This is a genomic window from Prosthecobacter dejongeii (assembly GCF_014203045.1).
Classification (GTDB): Bacteria; Verrucomicrobiota; Verrucomicrobiia; order Verrucomicrobiales; family Verrucomicrobiaceae; genus Prosthecobacter; species Prosthecobacter dejongeii.
In genome coordinates this window covers 72,631-96,572 of the sequence record NZ_JACHIF010000001.1, presented here as the reverse complement: position 1 = coordinate 96,572, position 23,942 = coordinate 72,631, and the positions used below count along the sequence as shown (strand labels likewise).

Below are 23,942 nucleotides of genomic sequence, written 5' to 3'. Positions count from 1 at the left end.
ATGAAACGTCCCCTTCTTTTTTTATTTTTGACCTTCGCGCTGTCGGCCTCGGTGTTTGCGCAGGACATCAGCCCGGCGGAGCAGCGCCTGCGTGACACCCTGCGCAACACCATGCTGCAACTGCGAACGGCGCAGACTGAGCGTGCAAACCTGCAGGCTGATAAAATTCAAAATGAGGCCAAAATCCAACAACTGGAGTCCCAGGTAGAAGGCCTGAACAAAAAGATCGTCTCCCTCAACAAAGATGCCGCTGCCGAACAAGAAGTTGCGAAAAAGAATATCGATGGTCTGCAGGTCAAAAGCGATGCCCAGGAAAAGCAGATCGCTCAGCTCAAGGAGGCGCTCGAGAAGTGGAAGGCCGGGTATGCCGAGGCTGTGAAGATCGCCAAAGAGCGGGAGGCCCTGCGCGCCAAGGCCGTGTCTAAAGGCGTGCTGGCGGAGCGGAAACTAGCGGAGCGGGAACGGCAGAATCTGGAGCTCTATGAAACTGGCAGCGAGGTGCTGGAGCGTCTGCAAAACTTCGGCCTCGGCACCGCACTCACCGCGCGGGAACCCTTTGTTGGCGTAACCCGTGTAAAGTTGCAGAATCTGGTGCAGGACTACGGTGACCGCCTTCGCGACAGCAAGTACAACCCCTTCTTAGACGAGGCGGCCAAACCTACCGTACCTACCGAGATCACCGAAGAGGAGAAGAAAAACGCTGCGGCCGTGCAGGTTCCCCAAAAGCCATGAACTCTGCCAAGAAAACCTTTTCGACGTCAGTCTTGGGCCTGCTGTGGATGCTTTCAGCGGCGATGCCTCTGCCTGCCGAAACACTGGGAAGTCTGGGGGCGCTGGACGTTCAGGTGGAGGACTTGCAGCGCGCGGTGGCTTCCCTGGAAGCCGGGCAACTGGAGTCCGTGAGACGCGATCCCGCCATGCTGGAGCAGCTCGTCCGTTCTCTGCTGGTGCAGCGGCTGGTTCTCCAACAGGCCATGGAGCAAAATTGGCATCAACAACCTGCGGTGGTGGCCAAACTGGAACGGGTGCGCGACAGCACCCTGACGGAGACTTATCTGGAATCCGTCTCGCAGCCACCGCCGGATTACCCCACCGAGGCGGAAGTCAGGCAGGCCTATGAAAAGACCCGGGAGTCCTTGATCCAACCCCGTTCATTTCGGTTGGCTCAGATTTTCATCGCTCAGGGCCCTGACTCGGAGAAAAATCTGGCCAAAGTGGAGGCCCTGCTAAAGGCCGAAAAGGCGGACTTTGCCGATGTCGCCGGGAAGCACAGCCAGGAAACTCTGAGCGCCGCGCATGGTGGGGAAATCGGCTGGGTCACGGAGGCGCAGATCCAGCCTGAATTTCGGGAGCCGGTGACGCGGCTAAAGCTTCATGAAATCAGTCCGCCCCTCGAACTGAAAGACGGCTGGCACATCTTAAAACTACTGGATGCGCGGGCTGCCTTCACACCCACTCTTGAACAGGTGCGTGCCCAACTGGTCAAACAGCTACGGCAGGAAAAGCTGAGCGCAAATACGCAGGCCTATCTGTCCAGACTTTTAAAGGAGCATCCGCTGGAGCTCAACAAGTCTGCACTGCCACAAGTGCTGCCAGCCGCCCCCGCGAATCCTTAGCCCTCGCTATGCCCATGACTTTTTTACAGACCCTCCGCCGTTTTAAAAAACAGCACACCTTTCTGACCGCGTCATTTACGGTATTTCTGGCGCTCGTGGGCAGCATGCCACCCACTTTGGCGGCGGATATTCTGCGGGGTGGCACGGCCCCGTCTGGACCTAATCCTACAGGTGGCGGAGGAGGGGGCGGCACGCCTGTGAATCTGGAGGCAAACCGGGCCATGGCGCAGGACATCCTGCGCCGCACACACCTGTCTTTGGAGGCTGTCCGTCAGCTTCAAGAGGCCGCACGGCTGGCGGCGATCCATGGTCCCAATAACCTGGGAACTGGGCTGCCGGATGTGCCCAATGGCCTCGGGGAAGGGGGCCTGGAGGTAGATCCCGGCGTGTCTTCCAATCCCGGCCTGTGGACCGGGGCAAATCTGCCCTCCCAGGCCCAGACCGCTGGCCGCACGAATGTGACCATCGTGCAGACGGCCCAACAAGCTTTGCTGAATTGGCGCACCTTCAATGTGGGTAAGGAAACGACATTAAAATTCGATCAAAGCGCCGGAGGCTCCAATCAGTCTCAGTGGGTGGCCTACAACAAAGTCAATGATCCATCCGGACGCCCCTCGCAGATTCTCGGCCGCATTGAGGCTCCAGGACAGGTGTATGTGATCAATCAGAACGGCATCCTTTTTGGCGGCAGCAGCCAGGTGAATGTCCATACTCTGGTGGCCTCGGCCCTGCCCATCAATGACAACCTCATCCAGCGCGGTCTGCTGAATAATCCCGATGCGCAGTTCCTCTTCAGCGCCCTGGCCCTGCCAGCGGGCAGCAAGGGCCCCACACCGGGATTCACACCGCCTGCGGCTCCTGCCAGTGGCAAGTATGGGGACGTAGTGGTACAGGCGGGGGCGGTCATTGAGGCCCCTACCTCAGCGGCCAGCGTCGGCGGTCGTGTGGTGCTGGTCGGTGCGAACGTGACGAACCGTGGCACGATCCTGACGCCAGACGGGCAGACGATCCTGGCTGCTGGTCTCCAGGTGGGTTTTGTCGCCCATAGCAGCAGCGACCCTAGCCTGCGTGGGCTGGATACCTTTGTCGGAGCAGTGGTGGATCCTCTTTCCGCCGTGCCTGAGTATGCCGGGACGGTGAAAAATGAGGGCCTCATTGACTCTCCCCGTGCGAACATCACCCTGACTGGAAAAACGGTGGAGCAAAACAGCGTGATCAGCAGTTCCACTTCCGTGGCCCTCAACGGGCGGGTTGATCTTTCGGCGAGTTATGGAGCGGTGACGAACAGTGCCTATGATCCGGTGCTGTTTCCAAACGTCCCCGCCTTTCTATATCAAAAAACTGGCACCGTGCGGCTGGCGGACAACAGCGTGACCCAGATCCTGCCCGAATGGGCAAGCACGGAAAAAGTCATCGGGAAAGAACTGGCTCTCCGCTCCCAGGTGAACATCAACGGACGTGCTGTTTACTTCGGTAAGGACTCCACCCTGCTGGCACCGAATGCCCTCGTGAAGGTGGATGCAGGTGTCTGGGACTATGTAGGGGGGACGATTCCGCAGAGCTACTTCGTCCACAATGGTGGACAGATCTACCTGGACACGAATGCCGTCATCAACGTCGCAGGTTCCACCGATGTGGAGGTGCCGGTCTCCCAAAATTTCATCACGCTGGACCTGCGTGCCTCCGAGTTGGCGGATTCACCGCTGCAGCGTTTCGGTGCCCTACGCGGGCAGACCATCACCGTGGACATCCGCAATACGGGGACTTACAACGGCAAGGCGTGGGTGGGTACCCCCTTGGCGGATCTCTCCGGTTATGCGAACATCATCCAGCGGAAGGTGGGTGAACTGACCGTGAATGGTGGCTCTGTGGATCTGAATGCGGGGGGCAGCGTGGTGATGCAGCGGGGCTCAAACATCAATACTTCAGCCGGCTGGATCAACTACAAGGGCGGCGCGGTGAAGACGACTAAACTGATCTCGAACGGTAACATCTATGACATAGCCGATGCCACACCGAACTTGGTTTACAGCGGCATCTACACGGCCACCTCCCAGCCACTGAGCCTGAAGTGGGCCACGCGGGATGTGTTTAATAATCCCATCACGCCGAAGGGTGCTTACGATGCTTCTGGTTATGTCTTCAGCGGAGATGGCGGTAGTGTCAAGATCGCCGCCGCTGCAGTCGCTCTGGACGGCAGTTTCACTAGCCGCACGGTGGCCGGACCGACCCAGCGAGTGGATGCCCCGAAGCTGAGCGAATTTTCGCTGAAATTTGAAGCCCAGGAACTGCTGACCTCCGTGTATCCCATCTTTTCACCGACACCGCCTACTGTGACTTTCCAGTCAGGCGTTGAACAAACCACCGCTGACGCCTTCACCCTGGATGCCAACGGAAGTCCAACTACCCTGCGGGCAGACCGTCTGGCTGATGTGTTTCTTTCCCCAGCGCTCCTGACTCAGGGCGGATTTGGCAAGTTGACGGTGGAGAATAACGACGGTCGTATCGTCGTCCCGGCCGACACTACGCTGCAGGCGACGGTGCACGGGAGCCTCACCCTGAGCGCGGCGAACATGGATATCCTGGGCACGCTCAGCGCGCCTGGGGGTATCATTGACCTCAAGGTGTTGAACATTTCCCCTTCTGTTGCACTGGCACTCCAGCGTGACCCACTGCCCATCGAGCCGCCGCCTTCCGTGGGGCGTGGCGTCTTTACCCTTGGGGCATCAGGACGGATCAGCACGGCGGGGACGCTGACGGATGATCGACTGCACGTGGGCTCACCGCTGCGGCCCGACTACGCTATGGCGGGTGGCGAAATCCGCATCAATGCCTACACGGCCAACCTGCTGTCCGGGAGTGTGCTGGACGTATCCGGTGGGGTGCTGGTGGATCCTGGTGGCGCCGTTCATTACGGCAATGCTGGGGGCATCCAGGTGAAGGCTGGGCAAGATCCCACCCTCGGTTATGTCACGGGTGGAAAACTGCTGAACCTTGGCTCCACTCTGCTGGGTTATTCTGGAGGGAGTCACGGTGGCAGCCTGGCCATTCAGGCCCCACTGGTGCAGGTGGGGGGTGCGGCCCTGCATGCGGACACGCTGCTGCTCCAGCCGGACTTCTTTACCCGGGGGGGATTCAGTGACTACCACCTCAGTGGCTTGGGCCTGCCCACGGCGACCGTAGGTGAGTTTTTGCCCGGCGTTTACATCGCCCCAGGCACGGTCATCACCCCCGTGGCGGATAGCATCGTTGCATCTACAGGGCCTGATTTGACCACGCGGATCGTGCGCAACCCGGAAGGCGTGCGCGGGCCTACAGACATCAACTTTTCCGCTCCCGGGGTCAACGGCCTGGAGGGCCTGAAGATCCGGGGTGAGGTCATCTTGGGGGTAGGCGCCTCCATCCGCACGGATGCCCTGGCCCACGTCACGCTCAATGGCCATGGCGTGGCGGTACTCGGGTCCATCGAGACACCGGGTGGGCACATCGAAATCCAGGGCGGGGACGATTCCTTTTCTTTGCTGTATGGGGACCAGTCGCAGGCGTTGACCACCGTTTACATCGGATCTCAAAGTGTGCTTTCCACGGCGGGTAAACGCCTGCTTCTGCCGGACCTTTACGGACGCCGCATCGGTGCCGTGCTTGCGGGCGGTCTGATCACAGTTGCGGGAAACATCGCCGCAGCTTCAGGGGCGGTGCTGGACGTGTCCGGTGCCAGTGGAATCCTGGACCTGCATCCCACAGCGGCTAATCCGAATGTCCTATATCAGTCACCCACCACATCTGTTGCTGGCTCATCGCTCTACAGCCTCTACAGCCAGCCAGTGAAAGTAGACAGCCACGGCGGGGCCATCGTTTTAGCCGGAGCCCAGATGCTGGCCACGGATGCCACCCTGCGTGGATTTGCTGGCGGCTCGACGGCCTTGGGCGGCTCTCTTTCGGTCTCTTCCGGGCGATTTTATCTGCCAGATGTGATCCCCCCGGTGCTGGATACGAATTTGGTGGTTCGTCAAAGTGGAAGCACCCTCGGCAGCACTTTCCCTCAGGATGCTTCGGCACTTGGAGAGGCGCTCAGAGCCAGTGATGGGACACCCCTCATCGGGCGTGGTTATTTCGCAGCAGATCGTTTTGCAGAGAGTGGCATGGACTCTCTGACGCTTGGCGGCGTGCTGGAGTTCAGCGGACCCACGAGCATCACCGCTCGGGGCTACCTGCACGTCGCAGATGGTGGTGTCCTTTTCGCCAATGACGAGGTGCGGCTCACGGCCTTCTCTGTTGTCTTGGGTGCCCCTTTTCAACCGCCAGTGCGACCTGAAGACGAGCTTTCCCAACTCCCCTTCACGAATGTGGCCCCCACTCATGGTGCAGGCCGTTTGATCATCAGCTCGAAGCATTTGGAAATCGGCACGCTGACGCTGCAAAACATCGGCAATGCCACCCTGGCGGCAGACCAGGGAGACATCATCGGCAACGGCATTTTCACCATCGCGGGGAATCTGACAATGCGCGCTGGTCAGATTTACACCACCTCAGCCGGCAAATTCACCACGGTGGCCTATGACTATCTCGCAGGCGGGGTGAACCAGCGCGGCTCCATCACGCTAGAGGGATCGGGCCGCCGCAGCCTTCCTCTGTCAGCTGGAGGCACCCTCAGCTTTTACGCCTCCAACATCGCCCAAAAGGGTGTGCTCGTGTCTCCCATCGGCACCATCAATCTGGGGTGGGACGGCACAGGTACCGCTCCGCGTGATCTACTGACAGGAAGCACGCTGCCCTTTCCAGTCACGCAGCAGTTGACCCTGGGTGCGGGCAGTATCACCTCTGTGTCTGCGGTGGACCCCTACACGGGCAAGGGCATCGTTATCCCCTACGGGGTCAGCCTGGATGGCAGCACCTGGATCGATCCACGCGGCGTGGACATCACCGCCGGAGGCCTACCCAAAAAGATCATCCATCTGGCCGCTGCCAATGTGACCCAGGCGCAGGGTGCCACGGTGGACCTACGTGGTGGTGGGGACCTCATGGCGTATCGCTGGGTGCAGGGGAATGGTGGCACGGCGGACATCCTGGAAAGCAGCGGTAGTTACGCCATCCTGCCGGACTATGCGGCCAACCACGCTCCCTACGGTGCGTATAACTCGCTCAACACCTCCACGAATCTGATCCGAGCCGCTGGGGCAGGTTACGTGAATAACGGCTTGCAGGCAGGGGATCGCATCTATCTGGCCGGGAGCAAAAATCTGGCAGCCGGATTCTATACCCTGCTGCCTGCCCGTTACGCTCTGTTGTCAGGTGCCGTGCTGGTCACGCCAAAGGCTGGGTTGCCAGTGGGCTCGCAGGAACTGCCGGGGAATGTCAGTGTAGCTTCTGGTTATACCTTCAATGATCAGAATGCCACCCGCACCCTACCGACTGTGGCCACACGGTTTGAGGTCATCGGCCAGGGGGTGATTAATGCCCGGTCAGAATTCCAGAAATTCTCCGCCAACTCATTCTTGGCCGAACGCGCCCGGGATCTGAATGTGGCAGTGCCAGAGCTGCCGCAGGACTCCGGCTACTTGCTCTTCCAGGCCGGTCAATCCATGAGTCTCAATGGGCAGGTGCTGACCCAGGCACAGGCAGCCAGCGCCAGAGGCGCCCGTGTGGACATCAGCTCCGCGCTGAATTTTATCATCAACGGCGGCACAGCTACCGGAACGCCGGGCAGCATCGAACTGAATGCCGCCACCCTCAGCAACTGGGGGGCGGAAAGTTTACTCATCGGCGGACACCGCACGGATACCGGGGTCACCGTGCGAAGTTCCAGCATCACCGTGAACAATGCCGGTAGTGCCCTCACTGGGGCGGATGTGATCCTAGCCTCCCTGGGCGGCATCACACTGGCGGCCAATGCGGAAGTGAAATCCACCGCCAGCACTGTCACAGGCGAGGCGGAGACTCTGAACCTCAATGGCAATGGATCTCTAGTGCGCGTCTCGCGCTATGAGAAGGCCGAGGTGCTGCGGACGGGCACCAGCGATGCCGCAGGTCCATCGCTAACCATTGCAGCAGGGGTACGCCTCACGGGTGGCAGCCTCACTCTGGACACCACATCGGCCACGAATCTAAATGCTGGGGCCCTCCTTTCCGCCAATGCCTACTCCATCAACAGTGGGCGCGTCAGCCTGCTGCTCAACAGCCCAGGAGCCCTGCAATCCAATCCTGGTCTCGTTCTTAGCGGCACTGTGCTGGCCAATCTCCAGGCAGCCAAGTCGCTTAAAATTCTGAGTTACTCGTCTCTGGATGTCTATGGCACTGGCCAGGTGGGATTGCCCACCACGGAAAGTCTAACTTTAAGTGCGGGGGAAATTCGCGGATTCAACCAGGGGCCCGGGAGTGTGAACTTTACAGCGAAACAGATCACCTTGGATAATCGGTCCAATGGCAGCGTGGTCAGTACAGCTCCTGCTGTTGGAAATGGCACGCTCCATTTCAATGCGGAGACCATCATGCTGGGGGCGGGAACTCTACGGGTGAATCAGTTTGCAAACGTGTTTCTGAATGGAGCAGGTGGCGTGCTGGCACGCGGGAAGGGTGCATTCAGCACTCAACGGAATCTCACGGTCAATGCGGCGCTGATCACCGGTGAGCGTGCGGCCAGTCATGGTCTTTACGCAGACGGTGCCTTGGTAGCACAGGCTCCCTCAGCCACCATCGGTGACCGTGTCACGACCGGCCTTGGAGCTAGCCTGACGCTGCAAGGTGCCACAGTTACGGCCAGCACGCGCCTGGTGGCCACGAGCGGTCTGCTTTCGCTCCAGGCGACGAACGGTAATGTCCAAGTCAGCGGGCGGCTGGATGCTGGAGGCACGATGCAAAAATTCTATGATGTCACCCAATACACGGATGCAGGTGAGGTGCGACTCTCAGCGACGAACGGAAACGTCGTCCTGAATGCCGGTTCGGTGGTGAATGTGGCTGCCGCTGCCGGTGGGGGCAACGCGGGCACACTGAACGTCAGCGCTGCTGAAGGTGGCTTCAACAACCTGGGGACCTTGCTGGGGCATGGAGGCACAGGGGGTAGCCAAGGGCACTTCCAGCTCGATGTCGGAGCCATGCCCTCCATTGCCGTTTTAAACGCCAGTCTGAATGGTGCGGGTTTCTTGGGCTCGCGTGATTTACGCGTGCGCAATGGGGACGTGATCATGGATGGCGTCAGCACGGTGAAGAACTTCCGACTTTCCGCCGACCAAGGCTCGGTGACGGTGACGGGCACGGTGAATGCATCAGGAGCCACGGGAGGGAGCATTCAGTTGATCGCGCATCGGGACCTAACATTGAATGCGGGGTCTGTCCTAACGGTGGCTGGGGAGAAGTTTGACAGCTCTGGGAAAGGCGGCAGCATCAACCTGGAGGCAGGAGCGCAGCGGCAGGGGATCGCAGGAAATGGCAGTGTGGATATCCAAACGGGGGCGCTTCTGAATTTGTCAGTTGCAGCGAAAATTGCCGGAGGAGAATCCACTGTTGGCAGCAGCGCTAGCAAGGGACAGTTCAGCGGCAAGCTGCACATCCGGGCTCCTCAGACCAGCAACTTTAATGACCTGAACGTAAAGGCCATCAATGGCACCATCGTGGATGCCTCCAGCATCGTGGTGGAGGGCTACCGCATCTACAATCTCACCTCCACAGGCGGGCTCATCAGCAGCAGTGTGCAGTCCACGATTCATCAAAATGCCCAGGCTTTTCAGGGAGCGGCTGGCAGCACCAGTGCAAATTTTACTTCCATAACGAATCGTTTGTTAGCGAACAACGCAGCATTGGCCGATGCGCTGGTGCTGGCACCCGGAGCGGAGATTATCAATACCACGGGTGACCTCACTCTTGGTGCACTCGGCTCCAATACCACGGGTGACTGGGACCTCTCTACCTTCCGTTATGGACCCAAGTCTGTCGCAGGTGTGCTTACTCTGCGCGCGGCTGGTAACCTGAGATTTTACAACGCGCTGAGTGATGGCTTTAGCCCGACCCTGGCCAGCAACGATGCGACCTGGCTATGGCTGGCCCGGCCAACGGCTCAAAACTCCCTCCTGCCCGTGAATGCTCAGAGCTGGAGCTTCCGCCTAACCGCAGGTGCGGACTTCTCGGCAACAGATTTCCGTCAAGTGCGGGATGTCTCCGCGCTGGCTGCCGAAAGTGGCTCCCTGCAACTGGGTAAGGACGGTGGCACCATGTCTGTCACAGGGGGGAATAATGCCCTGACCAGCACGATGATCGGTGCCAGTCTGACAGGTGGTGGGCGGGGACTTTTCCAAGTCATTCGCACAGGCAGCGGCGATATTGACATCAATACCGGGCGCAGCGTGCAACTGATGAATCAGTTTGCCAGCATCTACACAGCCGGCACACGGGTGGCAGATCCAACACTGGGTGGGGGATTTGATGTTTCCACCCTTAGCCAGGCGGGAGGCACGGGCTCTCTCGGCGCGGTCCAGCAAAACTACCCAGCCTTTTATACGATGGCGGGCGGTCATGTGAATATTAGTGCTGGTCTAAACATTGAGCGCCTCGGTGCCAGTTCATCCCGTGAGCTGCCTAACAACTGGTTGTATCGTCGTGGTTATGTGGACTCCGCCACCGGTGAGTTCGGTCGGACGGGGTTTGGCGTGGCTGTGGCCTCGACTTCCTGGTGGGTGGACTTTAGCAATTTTTTCCAGGGCGTGGGTACTCTAGGCGGTGGCAATCTAACGATGACTGCGGGAAATGACGTGACGAATGTGGATGCCGTGGCTCCCACAAATGCCCGTATGCCTAAAGGCGTGCCAGATGCCTCCAAACTGGTGGAACTCGGGGGTGGTGACGTGACGGTCCGGGCGGGCCATAATATTGATGCCGGGGTTTACTACGTGGAGCGCGGTAAGGGCACCCTCACTGCGGGCGGGGTGATCACCACCAATGCGACGCGGTCACCTGGACAGATCAGCGCGCTGAATGGAGCCAATGCCGTCCAGGATCCTGACACCTGGCTGCCCACTACCCTGTTTGTCGGTAAGGGCGGCTTCGATGTCAGTGCCCGTGGCGATGTGTTGCTAGGACCGGTGGCCAATGCCTTCCTCCTGCCTCAAGGCGTGAATAACAGTTACTGGAATAAGACCTACTTTTCCACCTACGCCGCAGACAGCTATCTCAAGGTTTCCTCGCTCGGGGGAGATGTGACGCTGCGGCAGGGAGCGATGCTGAACAATGTCTTCCTGCCCATGCTGCAAATCTGGTCGAGCACGCAGCAACTGCTTTCCTCCATTTCCTCCGCAACGGCGCAACCCTGGCTGCGGCTGGCGGAAAACAATGTCGCCCCGTTCAACACCGCCTTTGGCCTCATGCCCGGCACCTTCCGCGCTACGGCCTACAGTGGGGACATCAACATCGCCGGTAACATCACCCTCTCCCCCTCCGCCACCGGCACCCTGGAATTGCTGACTCAGGGCAGTGTCCATGGGCTCAGCCCTCTAGGGCTGATCTCCCCCTCTGTGGGAACGGTCTTTACGGCCTGGGGTGCCTCCACGATCAAAGTCTCGGATGCCAATCCGAATTCGCTTCCCGGAGTCGCCTCACCTTTTGCCTATCAAAATCTGGTCGGCACCACCCAGGCCAGCACGACCAGGGCAAACTTCCTGGAGCTGGTGGACAAGCTTTTTCGCGAGTCTGGCGGTACCACGGGCGCCCAAGCTGTGCTGGAGACTCGGCAGGCCCTGCATGACCCTTCCATCCTGCATCGCAATGACCCGAATCCGACCCGCATCTACGCACAGGGAGGTGACATCTCCGGCCTCACCTTCTTCTCACCCAAAGCCTCCCGCATCCTGGCCGCACGGGATATTGTGGATTTGTCTCTCTACATCCAAAACGTGTCCGCCCAGGATGTCAGCATCGTCGCTGGTGGTCGGGACATCATCCCCTACCATGCCAATACGCTGCTGCGGGTGGCCGCCAATAGCAGCGGCAACATCACCGTGCAGACACTCTCTGGACTGGGCAATGGAGCCCTGGCCGGGGACATTCAGATCAATGGACCCGGCACGCTGCAAGTCTTGGCCGGAGGGAATCTTGACCTCGGCAGCGGACCCAACAATGTCAATGGCACCGGCGCCGGGCTGACCAGCCTTGGGAATGTGCGCAATCCATTCCTGCCATTCGAAGGCGCGAATATCATTGCAGGAGCAGGGATCGGTGCAGCCACCAGCCTGACGGATAGCCGCCTCGACTTTGCCAGCTTCATCACCCAATATGTGATGGGGGCCAAAGGCACCAGTTATCTCAAGGAAGTCTCTACCAATCCAAATGCGCCGATCACCCCTGCGGGTTTTGCCTTGTTGCCGGAAGAAGAGCAGAAGCGCCTCGCCTTGGAAATTTTCTTCCTTGTTCTTCGTGATGCGGGACGTGACCACAACAACCCTGACAGCGATGGATTCGGCAATTACAATGAAGGTAAAAAGGCCATCGCCACACTCTTTAAAGGAGATGATTGGAACGGAGGCATCCGTACGCAAGCCCGTGATATCCGCACCCGCAATGGGGGTAACATCACCCTCTTTGCCCCGGGTGGGGGACTCACGCTGGCAGCCAATTTGATCGGTGCGCCCTTAACCCCTCCAGGCATCATCACGGATGCTGGCGGCAACATCAATATCTTCACCCACGGCAGTGTGAATCTCGGCATCTCACGCATCTTTACTCTGCGTGGCGGTAACCAGATCATCTGGTCCACGACGGGAGACATCGCGGCAGGTTCCTCATCCAAGACTGTGCAAGCCGCGCCCCCCACGCGTGTGATCATTGACCCGCAGAGTGCCGATGTGGCCACAGACCTAGCGGGCTTGGCCACGGGCGGTGGCATCGGTGTGCTCGCTTCAGTCAAAGGTGTGCCCCCTGGTAGCGTGGATCTGATCGCTCCCGAAGGCACCATTGATGCGGGAGATGCAGGCATCCGCGCAACGGGTAACCTTAATATCGCCGCAGCCGCAGTTTTAAATGCCGGCAACATCTCCGTCGGCGGCACCAGCACGGGAACCGCGGTGGGTGCCGTTTCGGCACCTAGCATCGGCAGTATTAGCTCGGCCAATACCAACAGCGCTGCGAATAACAATACATCCGCAGCTCAGACGGTGGCACAAAACAGAGACACTTCTTCTCAAGAGGATCTTCCCTCCATCATCACCGTCGAGGTCCTGGGTTATGGTGGCGGCACTGACGATGATGAGGAAGAAAAAGATCGCTCAGGTGCAGAATGAAGCGAAACATTCGGAAGTTGAAGTGCACTCCTTTTTAATTCATTCTTGATAAGTAGGAATAAGATGATAATTATTCATCCATGAACAGGTCATCACAGCACTGGAGAACTGCCCTTGCTGACATGAATCCGGCCAACGGAAGATGCTCTTTTCATGGCCAGGTCGGATCCACTTCGGATGGATCACAATTGTCTGATTAAACTCAACCTTTGGAATCAGGTTTATGAACATGATCACCCATAATTTTCATCTAGCTCCTTCCTCTGTCAGTCTCTCCGATGAACAGCGTGTGTTGCTGGAGCAGGTCAGCGCAAGCCCTGGTGCATTTTCTAGTGTACGCCGGCGAGCTCAAGCTTTGCTGATGCTGGATCAAGGCCTGCCTGTGGGGCAGATCACCGCGCAGTCCAGCATGGACAGACGCACGATTCACTCATTGATTACCCGCCATCGTACCGGCGGGGTGAAGACAGCTTTGCTTGGACAAAGGTCCTCACTGGAGCGGCGCCAATGGCTGGCTCTCAGTCCGATGAGCCACTGATCACAGATTCCGGTCACAAGTATCAGGCAAAGCTTTTCAATCCAGAATGGCTGAAACGAAAGGGCCTGGAATCTGAGCTCCCCGTGGTGAGCGTCTCTGGCTGAGAAGCATAGCCAAAAAGCCAACGCTCGCCATAACTCAATTAATTAATTCATACATTACAAGTGTAGATAAGAATAATATGATTAAAGCATGAGTTCTCCCGATGCTACTGCATCCCAAAGCCCTGATTATTGGACGAACCTTGTTCGTCAAAAAGTGCAGGGACTGCGGTTTGGTTCCATCCAGATTGTCGTTCATGAAGACCGTGTGACCCTTGTGGAGAGCACTGAGAAAATTCGTCTCCCGGGGCCGACTTCCGCTTCCTTGCCTAACAAACGTAACGTCTAACATTTCCCCTTTCAACACCATGTCTTACCAAACCAACATCATCGAAACCGTCGGCCGTACACCGTTGATCAAACTCAATCGCATCAGCGCGGACGCGCCTGCCACCATTGCGCTCAAAGGTGAGTTTAAAAACCCGTTAGGCAGTGTAAAGGACCGGATCGGCCGTGCCATGATCGAGGAGGCCGAGCAGTCGGGATCCCTACAGCCCGGTGGTCATATCATTGAGCCCACCAGCGGAAACACCGGCATCGCCCTCGCCTTTGTAGCGGCGGCCAAAGGTTATCCCATCACCCTGACCATGCCCGAAAGCATGAGCCTGGAGCGCCGAACCTTGTTGGCTCTACTCGGTGCCAATCTAGTGCTCACTCCCGCCAAAGACGGCATGAAAGGAGCCATTCGTAAGGCCGAGGAACTCCTTGCAGAAACACCCGGTGCCTGGATGCCTCAACAGTTTAACAACCCGGCTAACCCTGCTGTGCATCGTCGCACCACGGCCGTGGAAATTTGGGCGGACACCGAAGGCGCGGTGGATATTTTTGTCGCTGCCGTCGGCACCGGAGGCACGATCACAGGTGTGGGAGAAGTGCTCAAATCCCATAAACCTTCCGTGCGAGCCATCGCCGTGGAGCCATCTGCCTCTCCCGTCATCACCCAAACTCGCAATGGTGAGCCCATCCAGCCTGGCCCTCACAAAATCCAGGGAACCGGCGCAGGTTTTGTCCCCCGAAATCTGAATCTAGAAATCGTGGATGAAGTCATCCAAGTGACCAATGAAGACGCCATCCATACCGCGCGCCGTCTCGCTCTCGAAGAAGGACTGCTGGTCGGCATTTCCACTGGTGCCAATGTCTGGGCTGCTCTCCAGGTCGCTGCACGGCCCGAGAATGCAGGCAAACTCATCGTCACCGTGGGCTGTAGCACCGGAGAGCGCTACCTCTCCACCGCCCTGGCGGATGAAGCCCGCGAACGCGTGAGCCATCCTTGATTTTTCTGAATGCCGTGGCCACTTTCCCTTGCTGCTAAGCGAAAGCGCCCGTCATTTTCCATGATCAGTTCTTTGATTTGGGCCTTCTTTAAGGGGCCCTCATAACGGTCTATCTAGGCATAGGTAACCGCGTTGGTGAAGATAGCCTAACTAAAGATGCGATGCCAAAGGCCAGAAAAAATGCCAGGCAAGAATGGCACTCAGTTAAGCCGCGGCGCGGTAGCGCTCGCGGTGGGGGGATTTCTTGGAACTGACGGTGTAGGCGGGTGAATAGTGGGTAGCTTTTCGGTCGGCGATTCAGCATCCAGCAGTGGTGTGCGTGGGGAAAATGGCTGACCGTGGCGTGATCCTGCTGCTGGAGCTGTGGACTGACCTTCATGAGGTGACATGAAAGAACGCTGGGTGGAGCTGCCCAAAAAAGTGTCGGGAAAACGTCCGAGTGAACTTTTTTGAGGGGGTATTCAACACCTGGAAAGCTTGTAACTCGTTGATCTTCAAGGGTGCCGCTGGCCGGACTCGAACCGGCAAGGGAGTTACCTCCCAGCAGATTTTAAGTCTGCTGTGTTTACCATTTCACCACAGCGGCAGGTGGGGTGGGAAAGAGGTGACTTTAGCGGGATTTTGCCGGAGGCCAAAGGAAAGTCGGTGGTTCTTTGGTTTTTTATGCGCTGGCCGAAATGCGTGGGTTTGAATGACCCAGGCCATGCCATGAAGGCCCGTGGAGAGGGAAGTGCGCCTTCGCCAGATACAAAATGAGTGGAGACGCGGCTTGCTTTTAGAGGGAGGTTCAGCCTTGAATCCCGGCTCTTTGCTCATGCACGCTGTTTCTCCTGACTCTCCTCCTGCTCGTACGCCTTGGTATCGGGTGCTGTATCTTCAGGTGCTCATCGCCGTGGTACTGGGCATTTTGATCGGCCATTTCACGCCGGATTGGGGGAAGGCACTCGATCCTCTGAGCAAGGGCTTTATTAGTTTAATCAAGATGATGATCGCGCCGATCATCTTTTGCACGGTGGTGAATGGCATCGCTTCGGTAGGGGATGTGAAGAAGCTGGGCCGCGTGGGTGGGAAGACGCTGCTCTACTTTGAAGTGGTGTCCACGCTGGCTCTCATCATCGGCCTGGTGGTGGTGAATACACTGCGGCCTGGAGATGGCTTCAATGTGGATGTGACGACGCTGGATGCGAAGGATGTGGCGAAGGTGCAGGGGTATGCGGGGCAGGCGCAGGGCATGACGAAGACGGGCTTTATCCTGGACATCATTCCCAAGACGTTTCTCAGTGCCTTTACCGGGGATAACCTGCTTCAGGTGGTCTTTGTGGCCATGCTCACAGCCTTTGCCATCGCGGGTTTGGGCGAGCGGGGGAAGCCGGTGCTGCGGGTGGTGGACCAGGCGAGCGAGGTTTTCTTCGGCATCATGCGTCAGCTCATCAAGCTGGCCCCTCTGGGCGCACTGGGGGCCATGGCACACACGGTCGGCAGTTACGGCATCGGTTCGTTGCAGCAGTTGCTGAAGTTGATGGCGGGTTTTTACCTGACCTCGGCGCTGTTTGTGGTGGTGGTGTTAGGGCTCATTGCGCGAGTGGCAGGTTTTTCCATCTTTCGTTTTCTCTTTTACATCAAAGAGGAGTTGCTGGTGGTGCTGGGCACCAGTTCTTCGGAAACGGTGCTGCCGCAGATGATCCAGAAACTGCGCGGCCTGGGCTGTGCGCCCTCCACGGTGGGGCTGGTGATCCCCACCGGTTACAGCTTTAACCTGGATGGGACGAACATTTACATGGTGATGGGCGCGGTCTTCCTGGCCCAGGCGACGAATACGACGATGGATCTCTGGAGCCAACTGGGGCTTCTGGGAGTGGCGATGGTCACCTCTAAGGGGGCCAGTGGGGTGACGGGCGCGGGGTTCATCACCCTGGCGGCTACGCTCCAAGCTGTGCCGGGCGTGCCTGTGGCGGCGATGGCGCTGATCCTGGGCATTGATCGTTTCATGAGCGAGTGCCGCTCCCTCACCAATCTGGTGGGCAATGGTGTGGCCACGGTGGTCATCAGCCGCTGGGAGGGGGAGCTGAGCGCGGAGGCGCTGCGGGCGAATTTGCGGGAACCGATCCCGCCTCCACCGCCGAATTCTTGATTGAATAAGAGGTGTGACCTAGACGTTTCACCACTTGCAACCCCCGGCACCCAGGTGCCATTTTGACTCATGGCCGCCCGTCACCTCAGGTTTACGTTTGCGCTCATCATGGCTCTCACAGCCATGCTCACGCCCCATTCCCTCATGGCTGAAAATCTTCGCATAGGCATCGTCGGTCTAGATTCCTCTCACTGCGAGCAGTTTACCCTGCGCCTGAATGATCCTGCCAATCCCAGTCACATCCCTGGAGCGCGTGTGGTGGCCGCCTATGTGGGGGGCAGCCCAGACCTACCCGAAAGTGCGAGCCGTGTGCAGGGCTTTACCACGACGCTGAAGGACAAGTATGGTGTGCAGATCCTGGGCACGATCACCGAGGTGTGCGCAAAGGTGGATGCGGTGATGATTCTCAGCCTGGATGGCCGCCCGCACCTGGCTCAGGTGAGGGAAGTGCTGCTGTCTGGAAAGCCTTTTTTCCTGGATAAACCGGTGGCCGCGAGCCTGAAGGACATCGTGGCGATCTACCAAGCTGCGGAGGAGGCTAAGGTGCCTTTTTTCAGCGCCTCGGCCATGCGCTGGTACCCGGGCGTGATCGAGGTGGCCACGGCAGAAAGCACGCCAGCGCTAGCCGCCATTTCCTACGGCCCTTCACCCCTGCTGCCATTTCATCCCGACCTTTACTTCTACGGCATCCACCCTGCGGAGGCCCTTTTCACCGTCATGGGGACCGGCTGCCTTGAGGTGCGCCGCACGGCCAGCCCCAACGCTTCAGTCGTCACGGGCCGCTGGGAGGGGGATCGTCTAGGCACCCTGCACGCTATCCACGCTCTGCCCATGGGATCGGCTCACTACAAGCTGACCCGCTTTGGTGAAAAAGGGGTGGTGGAACAAAAAAACCAAGGTGATTACACACCGCTGCTGCGTGAGATCGTCAAATTTTTCCAGACTCGCCAACCCCCTGTAAGCCGCGCTCAAACGCTGGAAATCTATGCTTTCCTAGAAGCTGCGGAACAAAGCCGCAGCCAAAATGGCAAGCCCGTGGCCCTGCGCGATGTCCTCCGCAAAGCCGGGGCACCTGAGGCCTGGCTGCCACCCGCACCCGCTGTGCCGAAAAGCTAAGAGCGACCGTAATCCGACAATCTTTTGGAACGTCCGTCTCAAGTCAGAAGCGCCACGTTTCAATGACACGCGTCGGCCTTGTGGGGAAGGGCATGAAGGTGAAAGGGGAGGTCTCACAGCTTTCGCTTGTAGCCATCGCAGCGGTTGTGCCAGCCAGCTAGCCAGCGCTGTTCCTTGCGGGCGGCGGGGGCATTTTGGACGCGGCGGGCTAGCACGACCTTGGAGGCTTCAGCAAAAGCTGCAGGGGTGGGTTGTTTCATGCTTTCCAGAACTTGCAGCAGTCCCCAGCCTTGACCGTTGTAGCGCTCGGTCGCGGCGGTGCCTTCACCTTTGAAATTCACGTAGTCAATCAGGCAAAAGGTGCCTTCGGGTGTGGCCAGTAGGGCATCGAAGTGGGCCTGTACCAGTGCGGGTTTCTTCGAGCTAGCTTTCATCTTTGGCAACGCTCGCTGGAGACGGGCGATGATGAATTCCGTCTGGAGGCCCACGGTTTTCGCTAAAATCCCACGTAGCGCCGTCTGGCGGGGGCCCTCTTTGTCCGCTTCAAAGTTCGCTTTGCTAGTCCAGGGGCAGGGGCCGGTGGTCCAGGCAGGCATTTCGATGCCGCGACTTTGCAAAAAGGTGGCGAGGGGTGGGAAACTTTCTTCAAACGGCCCTTTCTTGCCTGTAGGATACCAAATAAAATGACCAATTCCCAAGGAGGCAAAATCTTCCCCCGCATTCCAGCTCGTCAGTCCCGCCACCGTACCGGCACATTCGTTTTGCCAGATACGCTGCCCCACGCGCTGGAGCTGAGCTGGGGTGAGTTGGACGGCAGCGCTACGGGCATTTTGAGGCGAGGAAGAGGCACCGAGGGCCAAGGAGAGGCTGGAAAGTTTTAAAAATCTGCGGAGATTCATATTTTAGTGGACTTAAATTTATCTAGCAGTTCTGAAGGAATCTTAAAATGATGGCAATCTGCATCGTTTGATGAGCTCTCCTTATTTTATTAAGATTGATTCAATGATTTTCCAAAATTAATCTGTCGTTTCGCACCCGCTCCCCTGTCCTCGCATGCCTTATTTGGCCTTTAACCTCAACGACGGAAATGAATTCGTCTTCGATATCCTCGAAGAGCGCCTCTCCATCGGTCGAGATGCGAAGAATGACATCGTCATTGATAATACCTACATCTCGGGTTTCCACGCCGAGTTCATCCGGCAGGCCGATGGGGTGTATGAGCTGGTAGATTTAAAATCATCCAATGGGGTATTCGTGAATGGCAAGCGGATTGACCGTGCGCGAGTGAAGGGTGGAGATAAAATCCGTTTTGGGCAGTTGGACTCGCGTTTCCGCGAAAGGGCTCCGAAAGGCACCGCCCCTTCGGCTGAACCGAAAATGCCGAGCCCCGGCAAAGGCCTGCCTGTGCGCCAGGATGGCAAGCGGGGAGATACCGAATCCGTACCTGCACGTGATGCCGAGGCGAAGTCTGAAACTAGCCCTGTCGAGCCCACGAAAGTCCCCCTGTCCCGGCCCGATATGGGTATGAAAGGCCCCTCGGTGGCTGCCCCGCACGGTCTCCTCATCCAGCGCCCAGCCACCGGCCTGGACCCTGCGCTGCAAAAGCAGGCCGAGGAACTGCGGGAGGAAGTGGCCAAGCTGCAAAAAGAGCGTGAGCTTTTGCGCAGCGAAAATGAGAAAGAAGCCCAGCGCCGGGAGGAAGTGCGCGGCCTGGAAAAACAGGCTGAAGCCCGCCGCCAGGAACTCGTCCGACTCGAAACCCAGACGACCGATCTCAAGGCCGCCCTGACCCAATCCGAGGCGGAGATGGCCAAGATCACCGTGAAGCGCCGGGAAGCAGCGAATCTGGACAGCCAGGTGGAGTCCACCCGTAGCCAGCTTGCGAAGGTGCAGGAAGACATTGCTGTCGCGCAAAAAAGTCTCCAGTCTGTGCATGCCGAAGCGGATAAGGCTCATGCGGACCGAGCCGCTCACCTGAAGGAAAAAGAAGCCGCCGCTGCCGAGCTGGCAAAGCTGAAGCAGGAGATCAGTGCCGCCGCCACGCTGGCCGTCCCTGCTGCCGCCGTAGCGGTGGTGACTGCTGTTTCTCCAGAAGAAGATGCCGCCGCACTGAGTGATAAGCAGGCCAAGCTGACCGAGCTAGAGACCCTGGTGGGCCAAAGGCAGGCCACCCTGGCCGACCTGGAAAAACAACGTGCCGAGGCTGAATCCCGCCTGCGCGATCTCACCACCCAGCAGGCTCAGGCCACGACCGAACAGCAATCCCTCAAAGCCACCCAGCAGAAACTGGAGACCCAGGTGGCCCAGCTTCGCAGCCACGCAGACCAACTGTTAGGCAGCCAAAAAAAGGCCGAGGAAGAAGCCGCCCAAAAGTTAGCCTCCCTGGTTGAGCAGACCCGTAGCAAGGCCGAGGAGCTGAAAGCCCTGGAAGGCCGCTCCGCCGATGTGGCCAATAAGCTGGATGACCTGGCCGCTACCGATACGCAACTGAGCAGTGCCAGTGAGGCTCTCAAAGCGGTGGAAGCTCACAAGGCCGAGCTTACTGCGGCGATCACCATCCTGACCCAGGAGCGCGATGCGCTGACGCGTGAGCTTTTGACCGCGACCGAAAAAGGCCGCGCCCAGCACGGACTCACCCTAGCCCTCACCACTCAGCGGGAGAGCCTGGAGAAAGAAGTCCGCAGCATCGAGGCTCAGAAAGAAACGCTGAATGGCTCACTCGCCAAAGCTCGTGAAAGCCTGCGCCTAGCTGAAACTGCCCTGGAGGAGCGCCAGCAAGAGGCCAAAGCTGCGGAGGCCAAGACCCAGGAATTTACCACGCAGGCCAGTGAGGTCGTGGCCCAGCACGCCACCCTGCAAAAAGAAATCACCCGCCTGCGGACGGAGGCCCAGACGGCCCGCATGGAACTGGATAAGACCACGGCGGAGGCCGCCGCGCAAAAGCAGGCGACCGCTGCCGCTGCGGAGTTAGAGCAAAAGCACCGCACCCAAGCATCGGAATGGCAAGGGAAGATCACCGCGCTGGAGGCCCTGCTTCTCACTTTGGCCGCCACTCAGACAGGGCGTGAAAAAGACATCGCCCAGGCCGAACAAAAAGTTTCGCAACTGGAGTCCCAAGTCACCAGTGCGACTGCCCAGCTCAGCCAAATCCAGGTTCAGCTCACCCAGCAGCAGGAAAAACTCACCGCCGCCCAGCAGGCCAGTGAGCAGGCGGCCACCCAGGCCCAGATCAGTCAAAAATCAGCCCAGGAAGCCCAAACTGCTGAGGCCACCAGCCGTGCCCTCGTGAGCACGCATCTGGAAAAAATCACGGTGATGGAGGCCTCCCTGGCTGGCCTTGTCACCACCCAGACGGAGCGGGAAGAAAAAATCGTCGCTTTGGAGGCCGAGCAAAAAACGCTTGAGGGCCTCCTTGCCACCCACCGCCAGGAACAAAAAAGCGCCGAGGCCCGACTTAGCGAGATCAAAATCCAAATCGCTGCTCAGGAAAGTCGAATCATTGAGCTGGCAAATTCCGACAAAAAATTGGCCGAAACCCAGGCCGCGCTCCATACCGCCCAGCAGATACTCGAAAAAATCCAGGCTGAGGCCCAACGCCTGAAAGCTGAGGTCGAAGGGCACGAATCCCGCGCCCCCTCGCTGCGAGCCGATACGGAAAAGCTCCAGTCTGAACTGGCCTCCCGTTTACGCGACCTCGCTGCTGCAGAGTCCCGCGTGGCTCAGCTCACCCAGCAGACGACCCATTTCGAAACCCGCGCGAAAGAGCTCACCCAGGTCGAATCCCAACTCCAGACGGGCCGTGCTGCCCTCACTCAGACCACCGCAGAGCATGAAAAAATCACCGCCTTGGTCCGGCCTCTCCTGGCCCAGCGTGAGGAGAGTGAAAAAGCACTGCCCGGCCTGAAGACGGAGATCGAAAACCTGCGGGCCGAGATGGCCACCCTACTACGTGATAAACAGGCCACCGCTGCCGCCCTGGAAAAAGCCCAGGCAGACCGCCGTGCCGCCTTTGACCAGACCGAAATTCTGCGCACGGAAGCTGCCCATTTGGAAAAACTGCTCACGGATAAACGCAGCAATCTGGAAGCTGAAACCAAAACGAAATTGGCCGAAGCGGCAGCAGCTGATACTCGCCTGCGCGAGCTTCAGGCCAAGATCGAAGCGGGGGAAAAACGCAGCCTTGAACTGGCTGAAGTGCAGCAAAAACTCACCAGTGCTACCCAGGGCGTGAAAGAGGCGGAAAAGCAACGCCTCACCGAAGAGAAGACCCTCAGCGAACTGGCCCGCCAGCAGGAAAACCTGCGTAAGGAACTCACGAAACTGGAGGCTGAATCTAAGACCCTCCAGACCCAAATCACCGAGCAAACCAAGAAAGCCAAAGCCGAGGAAGCCCGCGCTGCCGACTGCGAAATGCGCTTGCAAAAAGCCACCGCTGCGGCCCAAGCCGTGGAGGCCAAACGCCTGGAGGCCGAGGCGGTGGCCACCCGTGCCCGTGAGGAAGAAAAGCTACTGCGCAAACAGATCCCTGGTCTCACCACGGAACTGGCAGGCCTGCAGGCCATGCTCACCAGCCTGACCAAAGAGCGGGAAGAGGCCGCCCAATTTGTCACTCGACTCAACGTCACCACGGAGAATTCTAACAAAAAGCTCTCCGATCTCCAGCAGCAGATTTCCCAGCTCGAGGAAGCCCATAAAATGCGCGAGGAACGGCTGATGAAGGCCCAGGAAGAGGTGGATAAAGAAACCGCCCGTCTCAAGTCCGCTCAAGATGCCACCCGCACCGCAGAGCAGGCGCTGCTGGACCTGGAAAAAGAAGTCAAAGAAGCCCGCCAGCGTGCCGATGCCGCCCGCACCCAAGCCAGCGGTCTCGAGGCAGAACTGAGCAGCCGCCTCGACAGTGTGGAAAAACTCAAGCTGGAAGAAACCCGTCTCACCAAGGAAGCCGAAACCCAGAACCAAGAAATCCAGGTCAGCAAATCCATGCTGGCAGAGTTGCAGGATAAAATCCGTCATGAAGAAGCCCGCGTTAGCGACTTCACTCACCTGGGCGGTAAGATTCTCTCTCTCGGTGCCGCCCTTGCAGGCCTGGAGACACGCCAGAGTGAGGCCAGTAAAACCCTGCGTGATGCGGCTGAGCGGGAACTGGCTCTCCAGGTCAAAATCAATTCCCTCCAAGAATCCCTCAATCGCGAAACCGCCCGCAGTGAGCAGGCCAAGCAGGAGCGCACTGCCCTGGAGTCTGAATTGAAAGCTTTCACCGAGCAGGCCGAAAAACAGGCTGCAGCCCTGCAAGCGCAGGAGATCGAGCAACGGAAACGCCTGGCCGATCTGGATACCCAGCTCCACGAGCAGTCCGCCACGCTCATTCATCTCAAATCAGACCTTGCCTCTCTCAATGATCGCAGGGCTGAATTCGCCCAGGCAGAGGCCCAGCTCCATCATTGGAAAGAGATTGATGCTCGCCTGCGCGGCCAACTCCTCGAGCTGGAAGAAAAACACGAAATCCTCCGCCGTGGCCTGCCGACCGAGGAGTCCACCGTGGTCATGTTCGCCAATGACATCATCAAGCGGATCGATCTCATTGATGCCCTCAGCTCCCGCTATGCGGGTTACAATGGGGGAGATGTCGTGGCCCAGCTCCGCACGCTGCGGCATTCCTTTGAGGACATCCTGCTCCAACACGGCATCAGCGAGTTCGACATTGGCAGTGGCACCGAAGTGGATGTGGAGCTGCGTAAACGCATCACCGTCGTCGAGTCCGTCCCTGGAAAAAACAAACCACGCGTGGTGGAAACCTGCCGCTCTGGGTTTATCTACTCGCGTGAGGAAGGCCACGAAATCGTCCTTCGCAAGGTGGAGGTGAGAACCTCCAGCCTCTAGTTATTGATTTTCATTTTATCCT

Annotated in this window: 10 protein-coding genes and 1 tRNA gene; 9 read left to right on the top strand and 2 right to left on the bottom strand. The window is 58.5% G+C overall.

The genetic code is table 11. The annotated features are described in order from the left end of the window. The 6 genes from HNQ64_RS00285 to cysK all read left to right on the top strand — a co-directional run bounded on the left by HNQ64_RS00285 (window position 1) and on the right by cysK (window position 14,793). A complete protein-coding gene (locus HNQ64_RS00285; protein WP_184204290.1) occupies window positions 1-732 on the top strand; it encodes a phage major capsid protein in 732 nt (243 codons plus the stop codon). Then, window positions 729-1,616, top strand: a complete 888-nt coding sequence (locus HNQ64_RS00280) for a peptidylprolyl isomerase (protein ID WP_184204289.1) — start codon at window positions 729-731, stop codon at window positions 1,614-1,616. Before HNQ64_RS00285 ends, HNQ64_RS00280 begins: the two co-directional genes overlap by 4 nt. Window positions 1,617-1,630: 14 nt before the next feature. Beyond that, window positions 1,631-12,880 carry a filamentous haemagglutinin family protein gene (locus HNQ64_RS00275; RefSeq protein WP_184204288.1) on the top strand — a complete coding sequence of 3,750 codons (11,250 nt, stop codon included), beginning with the start codon at window positions 1,631-1,633 and terminating at the stop codon, window positions 12,878-12,880. A 229-nt stretch (window positions 12,881-13,109) separates the two neighbouring features. Continuing rightward, window positions 13,110-13,418 carry a helix-turn-helix domain-containing protein gene (locus tag HNQ64_RS00270; protein WP_184204287.1) on the top strand — a complete coding sequence of 103 codons (309 nt, stop codon included), beginning with the start codon at window positions 13,110-13,112 and terminating at the stop codon, window positions 13,416-13,418. A gap of 192 nt (window positions 13,419-13,610) precedes the next feature. Next, window positions 13,611-13,808 (top strand): YezD family protein, encoded by a 198-nt coding sequence (locus HNQ64_RS00265; protein ID WP_184204286.1) that lies wholly within the window; start codon window positions 13,611-13,613, stop codon window positions 13,806-13,808. Window positions 13,809-13,827: 19 nt separating this feature from the next. Beyond that, the gene (cysK, locus tag HNQ64_RS00260) at window positions 13,828-14,793 is read left to right on the top strand and encodes a cysteine synthase A (RefSeq protein WP_184204285.1); all 966 of its coding nucleotides are present in this window, start codon (window positions 13,828-13,830) and stop codon (window positions 14,791-14,793) included. A gap of 501 nt (window positions 14,794-15,294) precedes the next feature. Here cysK and HNQ64_RS00255 read toward each other — a convergent pair. Next, a tRNA-Leu gene (locus HNQ64_RS00255) sits at window positions 15,295-15,379 on the bottom strand. A 222-nt stretch (window positions 15,380-15,601) separates the two neighbouring features. On the opposite strand from HNQ64_RS00255, the gene HNQ64_RS00250 reads away from it, so the two are divergent. Next, window positions 15,602-16,924: a dicarboxylate/amino acid:cation symporter gene (locus tag HNQ64_RS00250; RefSeq protein ID WP_408004353.1), complete on the top strand. Its 1,323-nt coding sequence runs from the start codon at window positions 15,602-15,604 to the stop codon at window positions 16,922-16,924. A gap of 108 nt (window positions 16,925-17,032) precedes the next feature. Further along, a complete protein-coding gene (locus tag HNQ64_RS00245; protein WP_184204283.1) occupies window positions 17,033-18,040 on the top strand; it encodes a Gfo/Idh/MocA family protein in 1,008 nt (335 codons plus the stop codon). 113 nt (window positions 18,041-18,153) lie between these two features. On the opposite strand, the gene HNQ64_RS00240 is transcribed toward HNQ64_RS00245, so the two are convergent. After that, window positions 18,154-18,939 (bottom strand): hypothetical protein, encoded by a 786-nt coding sequence (locus tag HNQ64_RS00240; RefSeq protein ID WP_221305294.1) that lies wholly within the window; start codon window positions 18,937-18,939, stop codon window positions 18,154-18,156. 154 nt (window positions 18,940-19,093) lie between these two features. Between HNQ64_RS00240 and HNQ64_RS00235 the strand changes: the two genes are divergently transcribed. Next, window positions 19,094-23,920, top strand: a complete 4,827-nt coding sequence (locus HNQ64_RS00235) for an FHA domain-containing protein (protein ID WP_184204282.1) — start codon at window positions 19,094-19,096, stop codon at window positions 23,918-23,920. Window positions 23,921-23,942: the final 22 nt, after the last annotated feature.

Excerpts from the sequence above, each read along its gene's own strand:
- HNQ64_RS00285 (WP_184204290.1), top strand. The coding sequence starts at position 1 with ATGAAACGTCCCCTTCTTTTTTTATTTTTGACCTTCGCGCTGTCGGCC.
- HNQ64_RS00245 (WP_184204283.1), top strand. The coding sequence starts at position 17,033 with ATGGCTCTCACAGCCATGCTCACGCCCCATTCCCTCATGGCTGAAAAT.
- HNQ64_RS00240 (WP_221305294.1), bottom strand. The coding sequence starts at position 18,939 with ATGAATCTCCGCAGATTTTTAAAACTTTCCAGCCTCTCCTTGGCCCTC.
- HNQ64_RS00280 (WP_184204289.1), top strand. The coding sequence starts at position 729 with ATGAACTCTGCCAAGAAAACCTTTTCGACGTCAGTCTTGGGCCTGCTG.
- cysK (WP_184204285.1), top strand. The coding sequence starts at position 13,828 with ATGTCTTACCAAACCAACATCATCGAAACCGTCGGCCGTACACCGTTG.
- HNQ64_RS00270 (WP_184204287.1), top strand. The coding sequence starts at position 13,110 with ATGATCACCCATAATTTTCATCTAGCTCCTTCCTCTGTCAGTCTCTCC.
- HNQ64_RS00235 (WP_184204282.1), top strand. The coding sequence starts at position 19,094 with ATGCCTTATTTGGCCTTTAACCTCAACGACGGAAATGAATTCGTCTTC.
- HNQ64_RS00275 (WP_184204288.1), top strand. The coding sequence starts at position 1,631 with ATGACTTTTTTACAGACCCTCCGCCGTTTTAAAAAACAGCACACCTTT.
- HNQ64_RS00265 (WP_184204286.1), top strand. The coding sequence starts at position 13,611 with ATGAGTTCTCCCGATGCTACTGCATCCCAAAGCCCTGATTATTGGACG.